General features: G+C 32.3%; 15 protein-coding genes and 1 other annotated feature. Of the genes, 3 read left to right on the top strand and 12 right to left on the bottom strand.

The window, feature by feature from the left end:
* Positions 1 to 42 precede the first annotated feature (42 nt).
* From glmM to B5D16_RS11165, 7 genes are all read right to left on the bottom strand, one after another.
* Positions 43 to 1,389: a phosphoglucosamine mutase gene (glmM, locus tag B5D16_RS11195; RefSeq protein WP_078767078.1), complete on the bottom strand. Its 1,347-nt coding sequence runs from the start codon at positions 1,387 to 1,389 to the stop codon at positions 43 to 45.
* A 65-nt stretch (positions 1,390 to 1,454) separates the two neighbouring features.
* Complete coding sequence (locus B5D16_RS11190) at positions 1,455 to 2,483, bottom strand: glycosyltransferase family 2 protein (protein ID WP_078767077.1); 1,029 nt, start codon at positions 2,481 to 2,483, stop codon at positions 1,455 to 1,457.
* Positions 2,484 to 2,541: 58 nt separating this feature from the next.
* Positions 2,542 to 3,618: a peptide chain release factor 1 gene (gene prfA / locus B5D16_RS11185; RefSeq protein ID WP_078767076.1), complete on the bottom strand. Its 1,077-nt coding sequence runs from the start codon at positions 3,616 to 3,618 to the stop codon at positions 2,542 to 2,544.
* Between the two features lie 3 nt (positions 3,619 to 3,621).
* Positions 3,622 to 4,518 carry a peptide chain release factor N(5)-glutamine methyltransferase gene (gene prmC / locus B5D16_RS11180; RefSeq protein WP_143405119.1) on the bottom strand — a complete coding sequence of 299 codons (897 nt, stop codon included), beginning with the start codon at positions 4,516 to 4,518 and terminating at the stop codon, positions 3,622 to 3,624.
* Positions 4,511 to 5,524, bottom strand: coding sequence for a DUF1385 domain-containing protein (locus B5D16_RS11175; protein WP_242943038.1), 1,014 nt, complete (start codon positions 5,522 to 5,524; stop codon positions 4,511 to 4,513). The genes prmC and B5D16_RS11175 overlap by 8 nt, the downstream gene beginning before the upstream one ends.
* A 43-nt stretch (positions 5,525 to 5,567) precedes the next feature.
* Positions 5,568 to 6,785 carry a sensor histidine kinase gene (locus B5D16_RS11170; RefSeq protein ID WP_159444376.1) on the bottom strand — a complete coding sequence of 406 codons (1,218 nt, stop codon included), beginning with the start codon at positions 6,783 to 6,785 and terminating at the stop codon, positions 5,568 to 5,570.
* A gap of 28 nt (positions 6,786 to 6,813) precedes the next feature.
* Positions 6,814 to 7,470: a response regulator transcription factor gene (locus tag B5D16_RS11165; protein WP_078767073.1), complete on the bottom strand. Its 657-nt coding sequence runs from the start codon at positions 7,468 to 7,470 to the stop codon at positions 6,814 to 6,816.
* 160 nt (positions 7,471 to 7,630) lie between these two features.
* On the opposite strand from B5D16_RS11165, the gene B5D16_RS11160 reads away from it, so the two are divergent.
* The 3 genes from B5D16_RS11160 to B5D16_RS11150 are packed head-to-tail and all read left to right on the top strand — an operon-like array spanning position 7,631 to position 10,892.
* Entirely contained in the window at positions 7,631 to 8,233 is a 603-nt protein-coding gene (locus B5D16_RS11160; RefSeq protein ID WP_078767072.1) for a hypothetical protein, read from the top strand.
* Between the two features lie 15 nt (positions 8,234 to 8,248).
* Positions 8,249 to 9,352: an ABC transporter ATP-binding protein gene (locus B5D16_RS11155; RefSeq protein ID WP_078767071.1), complete on the top strand. Its 1,104-nt coding sequence runs from the start codon at positions 8,249 to 8,251 to the stop codon at positions 9,350 to 9,352.
* A complete protein-coding gene (locus B5D16_RS11150) occupies positions 9,345 to 10,892 on the top strand; it encodes an ABC transporter permease (RefSeq protein ID WP_078767070.1) in 1,548 nt (515 codons plus the stop codon). The genes B5D16_RS11155 and B5D16_RS11150 overlap by 8 nt, the downstream gene beginning before the upstream one ends.
* 132 nt (positions 10,893 to 11,024) lie before the next feature.
* Here the strand turns inward: B5D16_RS11150 and lepB are convergent, their stop codons facing one another.
* The 5 genes from lepB to B5D16_RS11125 form a co-directional block, all read right to left on the bottom strand.
* Positions 11,025 to 11,678, bottom strand: coding sequence for a signal peptidase I (gene lepB, locus B5D16_RS11145; protein ID WP_078767069.1), 654 nt, complete (start codon positions 11,676 to 11,678; stop codon positions 11,025 to 11,027).
* Positions 11,679 to 11,886: 208 nt separating this feature from the next.
* Entirely contained in the window at positions 11,887 to 14,310 is a 2,424-nt protein-coding gene (gene pheT, locus B5D16_RS11140) for a phenylalanine--tRNA ligase subunit beta (protein WP_078767068.1), read from the bottom strand.
* 110 nt (positions 14,311 to 14,420) lie between these two features.
* Positions 14,421 to 15,440: a phenylalanine--tRNA ligase subunit alpha gene (gene pheS, locus B5D16_RS11135; RefSeq protein ID WP_078767067.1), complete on the bottom strand. Its 1,020-nt coding sequence runs from the start codon at positions 15,438 to 15,440 to the stop codon at positions 14,421 to 14,423.
* A gap of 127 nt (positions 15,441 to 15,567) precedes the next feature.
* Positions 15,568 to 15,799: a binding site (T-box leader), on the bottom strand.
* A 70-nt stretch (positions 15,800 to 15,869) separates the two neighbouring features.
* Entirely contained in the window at positions 15,870 to 16,274 is a 405-nt protein-coding gene (locus B5D16_RS11130; protein WP_078767066.1) for a GNAT family N-acetyltransferase, read from the bottom strand.
* 22 nt (positions 16,275 to 16,296) lie between these two features.
* On the bottom strand, positions 16,297 to 17,676 hold the full coding sequence (locus tag B5D16_RS11125) for a beta/alpha barrel domain-containing protein (protein WP_078767065.1): 1,380 nt from the start codon (positions 17,674 to 17,676) through the stop codon (positions 16,297 to 16,299).
* Positions 17,677 to 17,937: the final 261 nt, after the last annotated feature.

The following is a 17,937-nucleotide window of genomic DNA, read 5'->3' as shown; positions in this document are numbered from 1 at the left end:
ATCTCCTTATACTTAGTAGCATATTACTACTAACTTTTATTATTACTCTACTGCATGACCTTTTTTCTTAATTACATCAATTACATAATCAACGTATTCTTCACAAATTTCATTAGTCTTAGCTTCAACCATAACTCTGATTAATGGTTCTGTACCACTTTCACGAACAAGAATTCTTCCATCATCTCCAAGTTTTTCAGCGATTTCCTTAACTGCCTTCTTAACATCAGCATCATCTCTTGCTTCTTCCTTATCAGCAACTCTGATATTTTTAAGAACCTGTGGATAAATTGTAACAGGACTAGCAAGTTCTGAAAGTGTCTTCTTCTTAGCAAGCATAACTTCCATCATCTTTATAGAAGTTAAAATACCATCACCAGTTGTTGCATACTTTTGGAATATGATATGACCACTCTGCTCACCACCGATTCTATGTCCATTAGTTCTCATGTTTTCATAAACATATTTATCACCAACAGCTGTCTTCTCATATTCAATACCTGCTTTATCAAATGCTTTGTATAAACCAAAGTTTGACATAATAGTTGTAACAACTGTATTATTAGCAAGTTTTCCTCTTTCCTTCATATATGTACCATAAATATAAAGAATCAAGTCTCCATCTATGATATTGCCCTTTTCATCAACACATAAACATCTATCAGCATCACCATCATATGCAAATCCAACATCTAAATTATTATCCTTAACAAACTGCTGTAATTTTTCCATATGTGTAGATCCACACTCTGTATTAATGTTAGTACCATCCGGTGTATTGTTAATAACATATGTTGATGCTCCAAGTGCATCAAATACACCCTTTGCAATATTTGAAGCCGAACCATTTGCACAATCAAGACCAACCTTAACGCCTTTATATGATCTAGTTGCAAGAGAAATAAGATAACCCATATATCTATTTCTACCAGCTACATAGTCAATTGTTCTACCTATGTTTTCACCAGTAGCAAATGGTATCTCTTCCATATTTCCATCAAGGTAATTTTCAATTTTTTCTATGACAGATTCCTGCATCTTTTCACCCTGGCCATTAATAACCTTAATACCATTATCATAAAATGGATTATGGCTGGCTGAGATCATAATACCACAATCAAAATCCTCTGTTCTAACAACATATGATACAGACGGAGTTGTTGTAACATGTAAAAGATGTACATCTGCGCCTGAAGCAGTGAATCCTGCTGCAAGTGAATACTCAAACATATAACTACTTCTTCTTGTGTCCTTACCAATTACAACATTACATTTATGATCCTGGCCATAATACCAACCTAAGAATCTACCAACCTTATATGCATGTTCTACGTTAAGAACAACATTAGCTTCACCTCTGAATCCATCAGTTCCAAAATACTTACCCATAGTTAATCTCCTATCTTAAAATATGGACTACCCTTATAGATAGTCCATTAATTATCTTAAAAAATCTACTTTTTGCCTAACATTGAAAGGCCTCTTATATATGTACTAAGCTGCATTTCACTATGTGACTTGGCAATTCTAATTTCCATCTTCTGTCTTGGATTTACTTCTCCAAAATCAAAATCCTTAAACTTCTCATGGAATTTATAATTTTCTATTAAGTTTTTAACTGCCTTATGCTTATCCTTTGTAGAAGCTTCATTTCTCTTATCCCAGATATTAGCGGCATACTTAATTATGATTTCAACATATTTAAGTTTTAATCCTTTTTCATAAAGCTTTGGATCAACACTGTAAAGTTCCATGTTATTTTCAAAAGAACCTAATAAATACTCAGCATCCATTGCTCTGCTTTCAGTATAAACTCTGTATTTATGCTTAATTGAAGCTGGAGCCTGATTGAAATGATAAAGCGGATGATTAATAACAGCCACTTCCTCAACCTGTGGAATATATAATGAATAGAATATCCATTCTTCATATCTCTTTAAATTCTGATCGAATTTAATCATATTATCAACAATAATCTGTCTATCAAAAAGTCCCTGTGATATACCAGCACCTTTTCCGTTATAGCTAAAGAAAATATTATCAAATACTTCTTCAACTTTATGCTTACCAGTCTTTAATGGTAAAATTGAAATCTGTCCTCTTCCACCAGTTTCAAGTGACAAACTACAATATGCAAATTTAGTATCATGGATTTCAGCCGCGTCAACTAATCTGTCAATATAATCTCTTTCAACCCAGTCATCACTATCAACAAATGCGACCCATTTACCAGTAGCATTTTCAAGGCCTTTATTTCTTGCTGCAGATACCCCCATATTCTCCTGGTGAATAACTTTGGCCCTACTTTCATTTTTAGCGAAATCATCAAGAATTACACCACTTCCATCAGTTGAACCATCATCAACCAAAATGATTTCAATATTATTGTACATCTGTCTCTTAAGACTATTTAAACACTGCGATAAATAATTCTCCACGTTATAAACCGGAACAATAATACTAACTAAATCCTGATTTCTCATAAAATATACCCTCCGTTATTATTACTCTTCTTTATTACTCTTAAATACCTAATAATTTTTATTCATCATCAGACATCTTAGCAAGTTTAGCTGCCTGATCTGCAGCAATACAACTGTCAATTATCTCAAATAAATCTCCATCTAAAATGTTTTCAAGTCTATGAGATGTAAGTTTAATTCTATGATCTGTAACACGTCCCTGTGGGAAGTTATAAGTTCTAATCTTTTCAGATCTATCACCTGTACCAATCTGATTTCTTCTATATTCAGCCTCAGCATCCTGCTTCTTCTGCATTTCAAGTTCGAAAAGTCTTGCTCTTAATACTTTAAGGGCTTTATCCTTATTCTTAAGCTGACTCTTTTCATCCTGACATGAAATAACAATACCTGTTGGAATATGTGTAAGTCTAACAGCTGAGTCAGTTGTATTTACACACTGTCCACCGTTACCTGATGCTCTAAACACATCAAATTTACAATCATTCATATCAATTTCAACATCAACATCTTCAGCTTCTGGCATAATAGCAACAGTTGCCGTTGAAGTATGAATACGTCCACCAGATTCAGTTACTGGAATTCTCTGTACTCTATGAACACCACTTTCGTATTTAAGTTTTGAATATGCACCCTGACCATAAATCATGAATACAACTTCCTTAAATCCACCAAGTCCATTTTCATTAAGAGAAATAATTTCTGTCTTCCATCTATTTCTTTCAGCAAATCTACAATACATTCTATAAAGTTCTGCAGCAAATAATGCGGCTTCATCACCACCTGCACCGCCTCTTATTTCTACAACAACGTTCTTTTCATCAAGTTCATCTTTAGGAAGAAGTAATACTTTAAGTTCCTGCTCTAAAGTTTCGATATTTGCCTTAGCTTCGTTAAGCTCTTCTTTTGCAAGTTCTCTCATCTCTTCATCGCTTTCTTCTTCTAAGATAGCAAGACTATCTTCAACTGTCTGCTTAGCTTCCTTATATTTCTTATAACTTTCAACAATAGGTGCAAGGTCGCTCTGTTCCTTCATGAGCTTCCTAAAATTGTCCTGATCATTTACGACACTAGGATCATTAATCTGTTCCATAATCTCATCGTATCTTTTCAGAATATCATCTAACTTGTCAAACATGTTTTAACTCCTTCCAACCACGACTCTGTCAAGTCCTGCTAAATCCTTAATAATCTCTATTTCCTTAAAATCACTCTTTAACATGATTTCTTTAACATCTCTACCCTGATCAAAGCCTATCTCATATAATAGGAATCCATCATCTATCATATGTTCTTTAGCTTTATCAGTAATATTTTCATAAAACTTAAGTCCATCTTCACTACCATCTAAGGCTAAAAGTGGATCATGTTTTTTCACTTCTATTTCTAAATCTTTTATATCACTTGTTCTAATATAAGGTGGATTCGATACAATTATATCATATTTATTATGATTTACATATTCGAATAAATCACTCAAAATAAAGTTGATTTTTGCATTATTCTTGTTAGCATTGCTAGTAGCAACCTCTAAAGCATCCTTCGATATGTCTACTGCATCAACTTCTGCCTTACATCCCATCTTTTCTAATTCCTTATATAAGGATATTGCTATACAGCCACTTCCTGTACACATATCAAGAATTTTAATCGATTCATTTTTATGTAAACCATCATTCTTCTTATGCATTTTTGAAACCACTTCCAATGTTTTTTCAACCAAAACCTCTGTATCCATTCTTGGAATTAAAACATTTTCGTTAACCTCAAACTCATACCCGTAAAAATCACAAGTTCCAAATATATGCTGAAGTGGAATTCTCTGTTTTCGCTTATCAATAATCTGAAGATATTCATCAATCTCTTTTTCCTTATCAATAAGTTTATCATTCATATGTAAAAACAGGTAGGCTCTATCAATATTAAAAACACGCAAAATACTAAGCAATGCATCATTTTCAAATTCAGAAACTCCCGCATCCCTTAGTATGTTTTCCCCGTATTTCTTCAAATCGGAATATGAAGATAAGTTATTCATAGTAACCATCTTCCTCATCTAATACATATTTATCATTAACAGGTTCTGGAACGTAAATACCATTACCTCTAAGATACTCTCTCCAGTCAAAAACAGCTTCAACTGCAGCAATACCTACTTCAATCATGTCATCTGTAGGTTCTTTAGTTGTAATCTTCTGTATAAACTTACCAGGTGCTGAAATAATAGTAACGATGATATTATCTCTTACACCAGCAAATCTAATACATTCATATGAAATTCCAGCAATAACTGGAATAAGTGCTATTCTAATAAGATAACGCATTGCAACATTATCCGTTCTAATAAATATAAAGAATATTATACTTATAAAAATAACAAAGAAAAGAAATGATGTACCACATCTCTTATGATATCTTGATGCGGCTCTTACATTATCAACTGTAAGCTCATTACCCGTTTCAAGACAATTAATACATTTATGTTCAGCTCCATGATACATAAATGTTCTTTTAATATCCTTCATCTGTGATATTAAAAGTAAATATACTAAAAATATAAATATCTTAGCTAATCCTTCAATTGCAGGAACCATGGTTTCAGTAACTCCACCAACATGTTTCTTTAATAAATCTGCAATTGCAAGTGGTAACATCATAAATAATGCTACTGAAATAACAACAGATATGGCAACAACCACACCCATTATAAAGTTTTCAGCTTTTTCACCGAATTTCTTCTCTAGAAATTCATCAAACTTACTAGGTTGTTCTTCATAATCTTCATCCTCAAAAAAGGATGCAGAATATGTCAAACTTTTTATTCCTAATACCATCGAATCAACAAATGCTATCACACCTCGAATTAAAGGTAAACTAGTAATACCCTTTCTTTTAGAAGTATTAAAACAATCATTGACCGCTACTTCTATTTTACCATCAGGCTTTCTAACTCCAACAGAATACTTATCAGCATTTTTCATCATAATGCCTTCTATTACTGCCTGACCGCCTATACCTGAATATGTCATATGTTTTCTTGACATGTATATAACCTCCAAAGTCAATGCCTATATTATAACATATTTTCTAGATTTTAAAATACTTAATGCTAAACTTTGTTCCCACGTCCATTCGATCAACAGAAATATTACCTTTGTCACTTTCAATTATTTTCTTTGCAAGCGCTAAGCCAATACCAAAACTATCACTCTTTGACGCTGATGATTTAAAAAATCTCTCAAATATGTGTGGAAGATCCTTTTCACTTATGCCTTCCCCATAATCCCTTATAATAATTTCTGCATATACATTGGATTCTTCATAACTTATATCTATCTTTGAATCATCAAATGAATGTTCAACACAATTCTTTACAATATTTGTAATTGCTTCAATCTGCCATTTTTTATCACATGTAATACTAACTTCTTCATCGCCTGTTATACAAAGTGAAATATTCTTTAAATCACAAAGCGATTCAACATTTCTAACTGCTTCATCAACAATGTTTTTAATCTTATATTCACCTTTAATAAACTTAATTGTATTACTATCAAATTTTGAAAGTTTTAGTAATACCTGTATAAGAAAATTAATATTATTGATATTTCTCTTAATATCCATAACAAAATCAAGTCTTACTTCAGGATCCATATCAGGATCATCAATGAGATTATCAAGCATTACTAATATCGATGTTAAAGGAGTTTTAATCTGATGCGAAATATCTTCTAATGATTTCTTTAGTTCAATTTTATCAGATATTGAATTCTCTGCATTCTCCTTAAGCATAATGGTTGTTTTATATATTTCATTTTTTAAAACAGATAATTCATCCTCTGATAAATCATCTATTTCTAACTTATAATTCTTTCTGTTAATCTCTTCAATGTAATTAATAATCTGTTTTATTTCCTTATCTCTGGATTTATTTCTAAGGAAAATCATCAACAATACTATTAATGCAAAAATAATTACAACTCCAAGATTAATAACTAAACATTTTATATAAAATGATCTATTAGAATCAACTATACTATCACTTTCTTTTAATATGCCATACTTTTCAAACAAATTTGTTTCAGGACTTGAATTATCATCTATTATATTTAATATTTCTTTATCCGTAACATCTGGATATTTATCTTTTACGCAATCTACAATCCTTACTATTGCATCATTATTATTATTAACATATTTATTATATTCATACCTTGTAATTGCAGCCATTATAAGTAATAAACATAAGCATGTAAATAAATATATCCTTAATAGTCTTTTATCTTTTACATTCTTCTTTTCCATCTTATCCCTAAGCATGTTTATTTATGCCTTATTCCTTATCTATTCTATAGCCCACGCCTTTAACCGTCTTTATAATATCTGTATCAAGCTTTTGTCTAATTCTTTTAAAATAAACCGTTACTGTATGATCATCAACATAGTTACCAGTCCATTCCCATATTTTATCCAAAATTATGTTTCTATTAACAACTTTATCGATATTAAAAAACATAAGTCCAACTATTTTTAATTCAAGACTTGTAAGTTCTACTTCTTTACCATTTTTAAGTACAACCATCTTATCAAAATCATAACTTATATCTCCAACCGTTATAATCTCTGTTTTCTTAGTCCTTCTTATAATTCGATTAATTCTTGCTATAAGTTCCTTGGTAGAAAATGGTTTTGTAATATAATCCCACGCTCCATAATCAAGTGCTCTTACTATGCTTTCTTCATCATCATTTGCTGTTAAAAATATAGTTGGAATATCCAAATCACAAATATACTCTTTAAATAAAGTTATGCCATCACCATCTGGAAGGCCTACATCTAATATAACAAACTCAAAATCTCTTTTTTCACCAATATAATCAATTGCACTATCAACTGTACTTTTATGAATAATTTCCATTCCATTTTTATTAAACATGTACACAAGACCTTTTACAATTGATTCATTATCTTCAACCATTAAAATATTCATTTTTGTTCCTCTAAACTTTTCAATCAATCATCTTTATATCAATTCAAAAAAATAATTTAGTTTATCAATTTTCCCATATATTCTACCAAAAATTGAATTATGTTTCAATGTATTGTATAATTACATGGTTAATAAAACAACATAAAAAAGGAGGGTAAACATGGAATTATTTATAAAAAAACATAATCTGGGTTTACTATTTGGATTAATTGTTTTTATCATTTGTTTACTATTTAGTTTCCAACAGACATTTTCAAACAAAAAGCTAACCAAAGAAGCTAAAAAAATTATGAATGATTACACTAAAGAACTTAACGATGCATGTCTATCTATTAATGGAAGTAATATCGACTCAAAGAAAAAAGAAATACTTTCTATAATTGATAAGTATTGGGAAGATGTTGACGATGACAGTTCATTTGCTAAAAAGGATGCAAATCATAAGACAAAGGATGATATAAAAAAAGAAATAGAATCTGTTTTTAATAAAGGTATGGTTGCAAATGTATCTTTCGCGCAAACAAATGTAACATGCGACATAGCATATAAATATAAATCTAACTGTTTTGATATTGATTGTTTTGATGAATCAACTTATCAATCTGGTAGTAATAATGATTCTAACGAATCTTCCTTCATTACCATATGGGGAACGATTCCCGAAGGTGATATTCATGATTCCATAACTAATGTCTCATTTAAAAAGATAAAAGGTTCTTGGAAGATTATAGGAATTCAGACAGATGATCGAAATAATTATTAAAGAAAGAGGAATAACATGGCTATAATTGAAATAAAGAATTTATATAAAAGTTATGGTAGACGACTAATATTAGATAATCTTTCTCTCGAGGCTAACACTGGCGAAGTTCTTGGACTTTTAGGTCCTAACGGTGCTGGTAAAACTACTTTAATAAAATCAATCGTAGGTCTTATATCCTATGATCAGGGTACTATTAAAATTAATGGTCACGATAGAGAAAAAGAATTTACACAGGCTATGCAAAATGTTAGTGCTATTGTTGAAAATCCTGAAATGTATACATATATGTCAGGTATGTCAAATCTTATGCAGTATGCCAGAATGCATGGGTTAAAAGATAAAGACAAGATTAATAATATTGTTGCATTAGTTGGATTAACAGATAGAATCAATGATAAGGTTAAACGATATTCTCTTGGTATGAAACAGAGACTTGGTATTGCTCTTGCTCTCTTAAACGAGCCTAAAGTTATGATTTTAGATGAGCCTACTAACGGTCTTGATCCAGCTGGTATCAGACAGCTTCGTAACATACTTAGAAATATCGCAAAACAAAATGATGTATGCATTATTGTTTCATCTCACCTTATGAGCGAAATGGAACTTATGTGTGATAAAGTTGCAATTGTAAATAATAAAACCATTCAAACTGTAGCTACTATTAATGAATTAAAAGCTCAGGTTTCAGGCAACTACTCATCATACATTTACAATGTTGAAAGAACTGATTCAATTGAAAGCATTGCTAAGGAAGTATTTGCTGAAGAATTAAGTAAGTTTAATGAAGGCTTGAAACCAAAGGTTGCTGATAATATTGTTGAATCAAATACAGGAGAATCTGTTGATTCAAATTCAACAAATGCAATTGATTCAAATACTGAAAATGTTTCTGAACCAAAGGTTGTTCCTAACAGTTACATACCTTATAAATTAATGATACTTGATCAGACTCATTTCCAGATTGATGTACTTAATGATATTGCTCTATTTAAAATTTCTGATTTAAATAAAGCTATTATTCTAAAGGATATCAGACTATTCTCTGCTTCCTATAAAGAAGACATTCGTCTTGAGGATGCATTCTTACAAATGACTTCAGGAGGTGGAAATAATGCTTAGACTTATAAAAAACGAATATATAAAATTATTAAGAAAAGGTGGTTTTATTGCATTAAGTTTAATCTTTTTAGCAGCCACCATACTTTTACCTATTTTAGGATATGTTCTTTCTGAAAATGAAGAAAAAATCAATAACAAGCTTAGTGGTTTTGTTAATGATTCTCTTATTCAATCTGAACAACAAAGTGGCAATATAGAATACGTAAAGATGTTAGAGTTTTTCAACGAAGAAAGAATCTCTCTTTATGATGAAAAAGATTGGAGATTATTTGCTGGTAATGTTGCTTTTTCTTCTACTAGAAAAGTTACTCTTACCGAGGAAAAATCTACTGATAATGAAACTAATTATGATATAGAAGGTATGGAAGATGACGAAATTGAAGATGAAAGATTTACTCCTGACTTCTTTGGAAGATTTGATATTGCTAGTTTATATACAGAGGTTGATTCTAAAGCCCTCTGCAAAGAAATAATAAATGAAATCAAAAATAAGGATTTAGTTGCATTTAAGAAAACATTTAATGATACTATTTATCCTGCTTATAAAAAATTAAAAAAACAATATGGTGAAGATATCTTAATCGATCCAATAGTTGATAAATATGAAACATATCACTATGCATTTGATATTTTGGATAAAAATAATATCGAACCTGTTTCAAAGGATTGGTCATTTGATCTTGCTATTGAATACGGCGATGCCAAAGTAGAAACTGAACATTTAAAAGCAAACTATTCAAAGCAAACCGGCATGACTGACGCTGAACTTGATAAAGTACTTATGGATACAGAAGCTGGTAAAAAAATCCAAATCAATGAGTATAGATTAGAGAATAATATTTCAGAAGCAATTTCTGAAACCCCAATGGGTGGTTATCATTCAGAAAGTGATTTCTTTATGAACTTTATGGAATATGACATGCTTATTACATTTGCTGGATTAATTCTTTTCATGGTTGGTATCGGAATTATCGCTAAAGAATTCAATCAAGGCACAATTAAATTCTTACTTGTTAATCCAGTTAAGCGTTCATCTATTTTTTATTCAAAAGTACTTACACTTATAAGTATGTTAACAATTGCATCTTTATGGATTGTTGTTACACAACTTTTATTTAATACAGCATTCTATGGATCATATCCTGGTGGAATAGCTCACATATATATGAAAAATGGAAGTCTTGTACACGAAAGTGGCGTGCTCCTTATAGCTAAATCATATTTAAATTCATATGTTGGAGCATTAATGCTTTGCCTTACAGCCATCTTTCTTTCATCATTAATTAGAAATAGTGCATTCGCTGCAGGTATTACTCTCTTTGCTTATTTAGGTGAGCAAATATTAAGATCATTCTTCACTTCAAAGGGATTTTACTTATTTCAGTTTTCACTATTTCCAAATGTTGATTTACTTAAAATATCAAAAGGAAGAACGGCTTATAGAATTCAAAATTTCACATTCTCTTCAATAGTGCTTATAGTCCATGCTATTATTTTCATATGGGCTGCAAGAGATGCATTTGTTAAAAAGGATGTTTAAATAAAAGGGGAACCGCAAGCGGTTCCCCTTTATTTTTATTTTATTTCACAATGTAGCACTCGCATTATAAATCGTCTTCGACGATAGGCTCGTGCAGATCCAAGGTTCCACCGCAAGCGGTTCCCCTTAGATCTATTTATAAATAACCTTAGCAAATACATCTTCAACATCTATTGGTCCTAAGACTCTTGAATCTGTTGAATCATCCCTGTTATCACCTAATACATAAATACATCCCTCTGGAATTTTCATAGGTTTTATGTATTGTTCATCGGTATGATTCTCCGTATATGAATCATCTATTTTTTTAGAATTAACATAAACATCTGTACCTTTAATTTCAACTACATCATTTTCAACTGCAATAACTCTTTTAACGATATCCTCTTCTAATTTATCACTATGCAGAAAAACAATGTCATTTCTCTTTATGTGTTTATTGGATTTAAAAATAATAACATTTTGACCATCCTTAAGTGTAGGCGACATAGAGCTTCCTTTTACGACACCTCTTCCAAAAAAATGAATCAAAAGAAACGAAATAACTAAGCCTACTACAATTGGTAATGCATAATCAAATATAAGAATTTCACCCTTACTTCTGCGTCTTCTCCGTCTTTTCTTAGGTTTAGGTTTCTCTTCTTCCTCTATGGGTTCAATATAATCATTAACTTCATCAAATCTTGAATTATAATCACCCACACCATAATCAACATTCTGACTATTAACTTTTTCATCTTCAGAATCTGAGTTTTCACCAAAAAACTCTTTATTATAATCCACCATTATAATTAAACCCTTCCACACTTCCTAAACCGCTACGCTTGTTTCTAAAGTGTATGCAGTCGTCAAACACATTCAAGCAAGCTTGATGTACTTGACTCGTTGCTAAACAAATCATAGTGACCACCAAAACTAGTGGTCACTATAATTATAAATCATATTTTATTATGTGTAAATCACATTAATGTCAATTTTTTAAGTTCCTAAATTATTATGATCTTAACTCAATGCCAAGGCCTTTAAGCTTAGCTAAAATGTTATCCATAATCTCTGAAACTTCTTTATCCTCTAAAGTTCTATCAGCTGCTCTAAATGAAATTGAGTATGCAACAGACTTCTTACCTTCTTCAATCTGTGAACCTTCATAAATATCGAATAATTCATAATTTTCAAGTAATGCGCCACCACACTCTTCAATAATCTTTTCAACTTCTCTAACAAGGATTTCTTTTGGCATAACCATTGAAATATCTCTTGTCATAGCTGGGAACTTAGCAAGACCAACATACTTCTTATCGAATGTTGTTTTTTCCATAATAGCTGGCATATCAATAACAGCAATAACTGTTCTTTCACCAATACCATAATTATCTAATACCTGTGGATGAACTTCACCAATATAACCGATAAGTTCTCCATCATAGTAAATATCTGCTTTTCTACCCTGATGTAAGAATGGTCTTTCTGCTTCTGGATTATATTCGGGTCTTTCATTAAGACCAATTGTCTCTAAGAATTCCTCAACAACGCCCTTCATTGTGAAGAAATCACCCTCACCATATGAACCTAAGATGAACTGCATTCTTTCATCTGGAAGTTCTGTAACAGGAACCTGTTTTGGTAAATAAACATTTGCTAATTCATATAATTTAACATTCTTATTTCTACGATTATAATTTGTAGCAAGTGATGTTAACATACCGTTAAGTGGTAGTGTTCTCATGATACTGAAGTCTTCACCAAGTGGGTTTGAAATAACAACTGTATCTCTAATTTCATCATTACTATCAAATAATAATTTATCAAATACCTTAGGACTTTCAAATGAATAAGTCATAGCCTGTGAGAATCCAGCGAATTTTGCAACTTCTCTTGCAATCTGCTCAATTCTTAACTTGTATGATAACTTACCTGCAGTTGCCTCACCACTTGGAAGAGTTGTAGGAATGTTATCATAACCATAGAATCTAGCAACTTCTTCAGCGATGTCTGCCATGCATTCAAGATCCTGTCTAAATGTAGGAACAGTAATCTTGTTTGTAAGTGGATTATATTCAAGTTCAATAGCCTTGAAGTATTCAAGCATTTCTTCCTTAGGAATGTCTGTACCTAAAAGTTTATTAACTGCTTCTTCATCGAACGAAATTGTAACTGGCTGCTTAGGCTGTGGATATACATCAACAATACCTGAAACAACTGTACCAGCGCCAAGTTCTTCAATAAGCTGACAAGCTCTGTTAATAGCTTCTTCTGCATTATTTGGATCAAGACCTTTTTCAAACTTACCTGATGCATCTGTACGTAGGCCAAGTCTTTTAGCTGAAAGTCTGATATTAGTTCCATCAAATGTAGCTGCTTCAAATAAAATATCTTTAACATTATCAGTAATCATTGAGTTTTCACCACCCATGATACCTGCGATTGCAATCTGTTCCTCATCATCACAAATCATTAAAATATCTTTATCTAAAGTTCTTTCCTGACCATCTAATGTTACGAATTTATCTCCATCATTTGCTCGTTTAACAACAATCTTTTGTCCTTTAATTGTTGATAAATCAAATGCATGCATAGGCTGACCATATTCTTCCATAACATAATTTGTAATATCAACTAAATTATTAATTGGTCTAATACCACAAGCTGCAAGTCTTCTCTGCATCCATTCAGGTGAAGGACCAATCTTAACATCCTTAACGACCTTAGCGCAATATCTCTTACAAAGTTCATCATCCTTAACTTCAACTGCAATGTAATCATTTACATTATCTACTGAACCAACCTCTTCAACAACAGGTGGAACAAATGGCTTTCTAAATGTTGCTGCTGCTTCTCTAGCAATACCTAAAACGCCAAAACAATCTACTCTGTTAGATGTAATTTCATATTCAAATACTGAATCATGAAGCCCTAATGCTTCAATTGCATCATCACCAGGTTTTACTCCACTGTTTTCATTGAAAATATATACTCCATATTCAGGAGCTTCTGGATAAAAATCTCTTGTTGAACCAAGTTCTTCAATTGAGCACATCATACCATATGATTCAACACCACGTAATTTACCATTTTTTATTTCAATTCCACCTGGAACCATCTTCCCATCATGTCCTCCAGCTACACGACCGCCATCAAGACAAATCGGAATCATGTCTCCTTCTGAAACGTTAGGTGCACCTGTTACAATCTGAAGTGTTTCACTTCCAACATTTACCTGACAAACAATAAGCTTATCAGCATCCAGGTGCTTTTCAATACTTTCAATTTTACCTACAACAATTTTATCTATATCAGCATCAAGTGCCTTAAATCCTTCTACTTTTGTACCGGATAATGTCATAGCATCTGTGTATTCCTGATCTGTACATTCAAGTTCAGGTACATATGCTTTTATCCACGATAATGGTGTATTCATAATTTACATCCTTTCTTCAATACGCAATTAATTGGTAGATTCACTTCCAGTGAATCTCTGACTCCGCTCAAAGCCGCGGAGGGCTCTTCTGATTAAAATCAGAAGTAGTACTAGAACTGTTTTAAGAATCTAATGTCATTGTCATATAAAAGTCTCATGTCATCGATTTCATACTTAAGAAGTGCGATACGTTCAAGACCTAAACCGAACGCAAACCCTGAGTATTCATCAGGATTAATTCCACTCATCTTAAGTACCTTAGGATGTACCATACCACAACCTAAAATTTCAATCCAACCAGAACCTTTACACATTCTACAGCCCTTACCGCCGCACTTGAAACATGTAACGTCTACTTCGGCACTTGGTTCTGTAAATGGGAAATGATGAGGTCTGAATTTAACCTTTGTCTCTGGACCAAACATTTCAACAGCCCACTGAGCAAGAGTTCCCTTAAGATCAGCAAATGTTACTCCCTTATCAATTACGAGACCTTCGATCTGATGGAAAGAAGGTGAATGTGTAGCATCTACTTCATCTGATCTAAATACACGTCCTGGAGCAATTACTCTAATTGGAAGTTTGCCCTGTTCCATAATTCTTACCTGTACAGGAGATGTCTGTGTTCTAAGAACGATTTTATCATTTACATAGAATGTATCCTGTTCATCTTTCGCTGGATGATTAGCAGGGATGTTTAAAGCTTCAAAGTTATAATAATCATACTCTACCTCTGGGCCTTCAACTACTTCATATCCCATACCAACGAATATTCTCTCGATTTCTTCAAGAGCAACTGTATTAGGATGGCTATGACCCATGTTGTTCTTCTTAGCTGGAAGAGTAACATCAATAACCTCTGCTTTCATCTTAGCTTCTCTTACCTTTAATGTAAGTTTAGCTCTAACGCTTTCAAGTTTGCTTTCAAGAGCATTTCTTGTATCATTAACTAATGCTCCAACCTTAGGACGATCTTCTTTAGAAACATCCTTCATACCTTTTAATACTTCCGTAAGTTCACCCTTCTTACCAAGATAAGCAACTCTGATCTCATTAAGTTTATCAAGAGTATCAGCCTGTTCCATCTTTTGAATCGCTTCCTTACGAATTGCATCCAACTTTTCTTTCATCGCTATCTCCTTTAAATAATTATTTTCAAAAAATCTTATTCCTTAATCAATGATATACGCAAAGTTTCGTGCTTCGCACTTTCACTTTGCTACAAAAATTCAGAATCATAAAAAAAACTCCGTCCCCAAAAGGGACGAAGTATAAATCGCGGTACCACCCAAATTCCCATATATACATATGGACACTCTATCATGTAACGTATGACCTACGTCATATCCTACTAACAACCACTATGCTTTAAGATATGCTGCTATAAGCGGGAATCTCAACATAAGACAGTGCTTAAAAGATCTTTCAGCCTTTGAATCTTTCTCTCTAAAAGTTAACTTATATCTACTAACGCCTTCATCGCATTTATCTCTATTAAATTAAATACAATAGAAATAATAGCACAAAGGAATTTAATTGTCAATTATACTTATTAATCTTTACGTCCAAAGTGATGTTACAAACATAGGTGATGCATCACCACCTTTTTCAAAACCACAATTTTCATAGAAATGTGCTTCGTTGTCATATGCGATTAGAGCTATACGCATATAATCCTTATAATGTTCTTTTACCATTTCAACAAGGGTTCTTCCAATTTTCTTATACTGATATTCTGGATTTACAAGGAGGTAGTGAACATATGCATTAATTACTCCATCATCCATTACACATATCATTCCAACTAATTTATCTTTATCCCAAGCTGAATAAACTGTCTTATAATTTTTCATTGCCACAACAAGTTTTTCAGGGTAATGACCTGATGACCAATCAACTGATAAGAATAAATTTTCAAGTGCATTTGCTGAAAAATCATGTGTATCTTTATAAATTATTTCCATGTAAAAATCCCCCTAAAAATTACTATCCTACTTTCTCTATTGCTTCCTTTGTTTTTGCCTTTAGTTCTTCCTCACTAATAACAGTAATTCTTCCTTCTTCATATTCCTTTGATACCCAATCAAATACATATTTAACAACTTTAGAATCTTTCTTATATTTATCCTTACCTGTAAGTCCAAGGTATGCATTAATCCAATATGCAACGCCTGCAACACCTGATGTATTGCTAACTGATACTCTAGGAGCTCTACCTAGGATTCTCTCTGTATCAAAGATGTTATAAATCTCAGGATCTTTCATAAGACCATCTGCATGAATTCCAGCCCTAGTTAAGTTAAAGCTATCACCAACATATGGAGTCATAGGAGGAATATCATAACCTGTTTCCTTACTAATATACTGAGCCATTTCAGTAATTGCCTTTGTATCCATACCATTAAGTGTTCCACGAAGTGAAGCATATTCAAATACCATGGCTTCCAGAGGAACATTACCTGTTCTTTCACCTATACCAAGTAGTGAGCAGTTAACTGCACTTGCACCATACATCCAAGCTGTTGTTGCATTAACAACGCCCTTGTAAAAGTCGTTATGGCCATGCCATTCAAGCATTTCTGATGGAACACCTGAATAATGCTGAAGACCATATATAATACCTGATACGCTTCTTGGTAGTGATGCTCCTGGATAAGGCACGCCATAACCCATTGTATCACAAGCACGAATCTTAACAGGTACGCCACTTTCTTCTGAAAGTTTCATAAGTTCATTAGCAAATGGTACAACAAATCCATAAAAGTCAGCTCTTGTTATATCTTCAAAATGACATCTTGGTCTTAAACCTGATTCAATACACTCTTTTACAATGCCAAGATACTTATCCATAGCCTGCGCTCTTGTAAGTCCCATCTTATGGAATATATGATAATCAGAACAACTTACCAAAACACCTGTTTCTTTAACACCAATTGACTTAACTAGATCAAAATCTTTTTTACTTGCACGAATCCATGTTGTAATCTCTGGAAATTCATATCCAAGTTCCATACACTTTTCAAGTGCTTCTCTATCCTTCTTTGAATATACAAAGAATTCTGTCTGACGAATCATGCCATTCTTTCCGCCAAGTTTATGTAATAGTTCATATATATGAACCATTTGCTCCGTAGTATATGGAGCACGTGACTGCTGACCATCTCTGAATGTTGTATCAGTAATAAAAATATCCTTTGGCATGTTTTCAGGTACTCTTCTGTAGTTAAAAGCAATCTTAGGTGTCTTCGTATAAGGAAACATTTCTCTAAAAAGTTCTGGTTCTTCTACATCCTGCAATTTGTAATTATACAAATCCTGCTCTAACTTATTTGTTTTCTTACTTAATCTAATTTCCTGTAACTGCATAATTATAACCCTCTATGTATGTTCTACTACTTACGACATTTCTCTATGACTAATACATACATTCCTTTCTTTTCGTTTATCTTGATTATATTTTTATCATATGTTACATTATATGTAAAATGAATAATTCGAATAATAATAATCGAATAATTCGATTATTAAGTAATCATTATACAAATAAAATATCAATTATGTAAAAACAATAACTTTCGAACTTAGTGTGGCTAGGGGTAGCCCGCACTGTGCGAGAGCAGTGTCTCA

Source organism: Eubacterium uniforme (genome assembly GCF_900167115.1).
Lineage (GTDB): Bacteria > Bacillota > Clostridia > Lachnospirales > Lachnospiraceae > Eubacterium_S > Eubacterium_S uniforme.
Note: the sequence above shows the minus strand (reverse complement) of the source record. Positions and strands in the feature narration are given on the sequence as shown.

Bases quoted from the DNA above. Each gene is read 5' to 3' on its own strand.
- prmC (WP_143405119.1), bottom strand. From the start codon at position 4,518: ATGAATAACTTATCTTCATATTCCGATTTGAAGAAATACGGGGAAAAC.
- B5D16_RS11190 (WP_078767077.1), bottom strand. From the start codon at position 2,483: ATGAGAAATCAGGATTTAGTTAGTATTATTGTTCCGGTTTATAACGTG.
- B5D16_RS11130 (WP_078767066.1), bottom strand. From the start codon at position 16,274: ATGGAAATAATTTATAAAGATACACATGATTTTTCAGCAAATGCACTT.
- B5D16_RS11175 (WP_242943038.1), bottom strand. From the start codon at position 5,524: ATGTCAAGAAAACATATGACATATTCAGGTATAGGCGGTCAGGCAGTA.
- B5D16_RS11160 (WP_078767072.1), top strand. From the start codon at position 7,631: ATGGAATTATTTATAAAAAAACATAATCTGGGTTTACTATTTGGATTA.
- B5D16_RS11150 (WP_078767070.1), top strand. From the start codon at position 9,345: ATGCTTAGACTTATAAAAAACGAATATATAAAATTATTAAGAAAAGGT.
- glmM (WP_078767078.1), bottom strand. From the start codon at position 1,389: ATGGGTAAGTATTTTGGAACTGATGGATTCAGAGGTGAAGCTAATGTT.
- B5D16_RS11125 (WP_078767065.1), bottom strand. From the start codon at position 17,676: ATGCAGTTACAGGAAATTAGATTAAGTAAGAAAACAAATAAGTTAGAG.
- pheS (WP_078767067.1), bottom strand. From the start codon at position 15,440: ATGAAAGAAAAGTTGGATGCAATTCGTAAGGAAGCGATTCAAAAGATG.
- B5D16_RS11155 (WP_078767071.1), top strand. From the start codon at position 8,249: ATGGCTATAATTGAAATAAAGAATTTATATAAAAGTTATGGTAGACGA.
- lepB (WP_078767069.1), bottom strand. From the start codon at position 11,678: ATGGTGGATTATAATAAAGAGTTTTTTGGTGAAAACTCAGATTCTGAA.
- pheT (WP_078767068.1), bottom strand. From the start codon at position 14,310: ATGAATACACCATTATCGTGGATAAAAGCATATGTACCTGAACTTGAA.
- prfA (WP_078767076.1), bottom strand. From the start codon at position 3,618: ATGTTTGACAAGTTAGATGATATTCTGAAAAGATACGATGAGATTATG.
- B5D16_RS11170 (WP_159444376.1), bottom strand. From the start codon at position 6,785: ATGGAAAAGAAGAATGTAAAAGATAAAAGACTATTAAGGATATATTTA.
- B5D16_RS11165 (WP_078767073.1), bottom strand. From the start codon at position 7,470: ATGAATATTTTAATGGTTGAAGATAATGAATCAATTGTAAAAGGTCTT.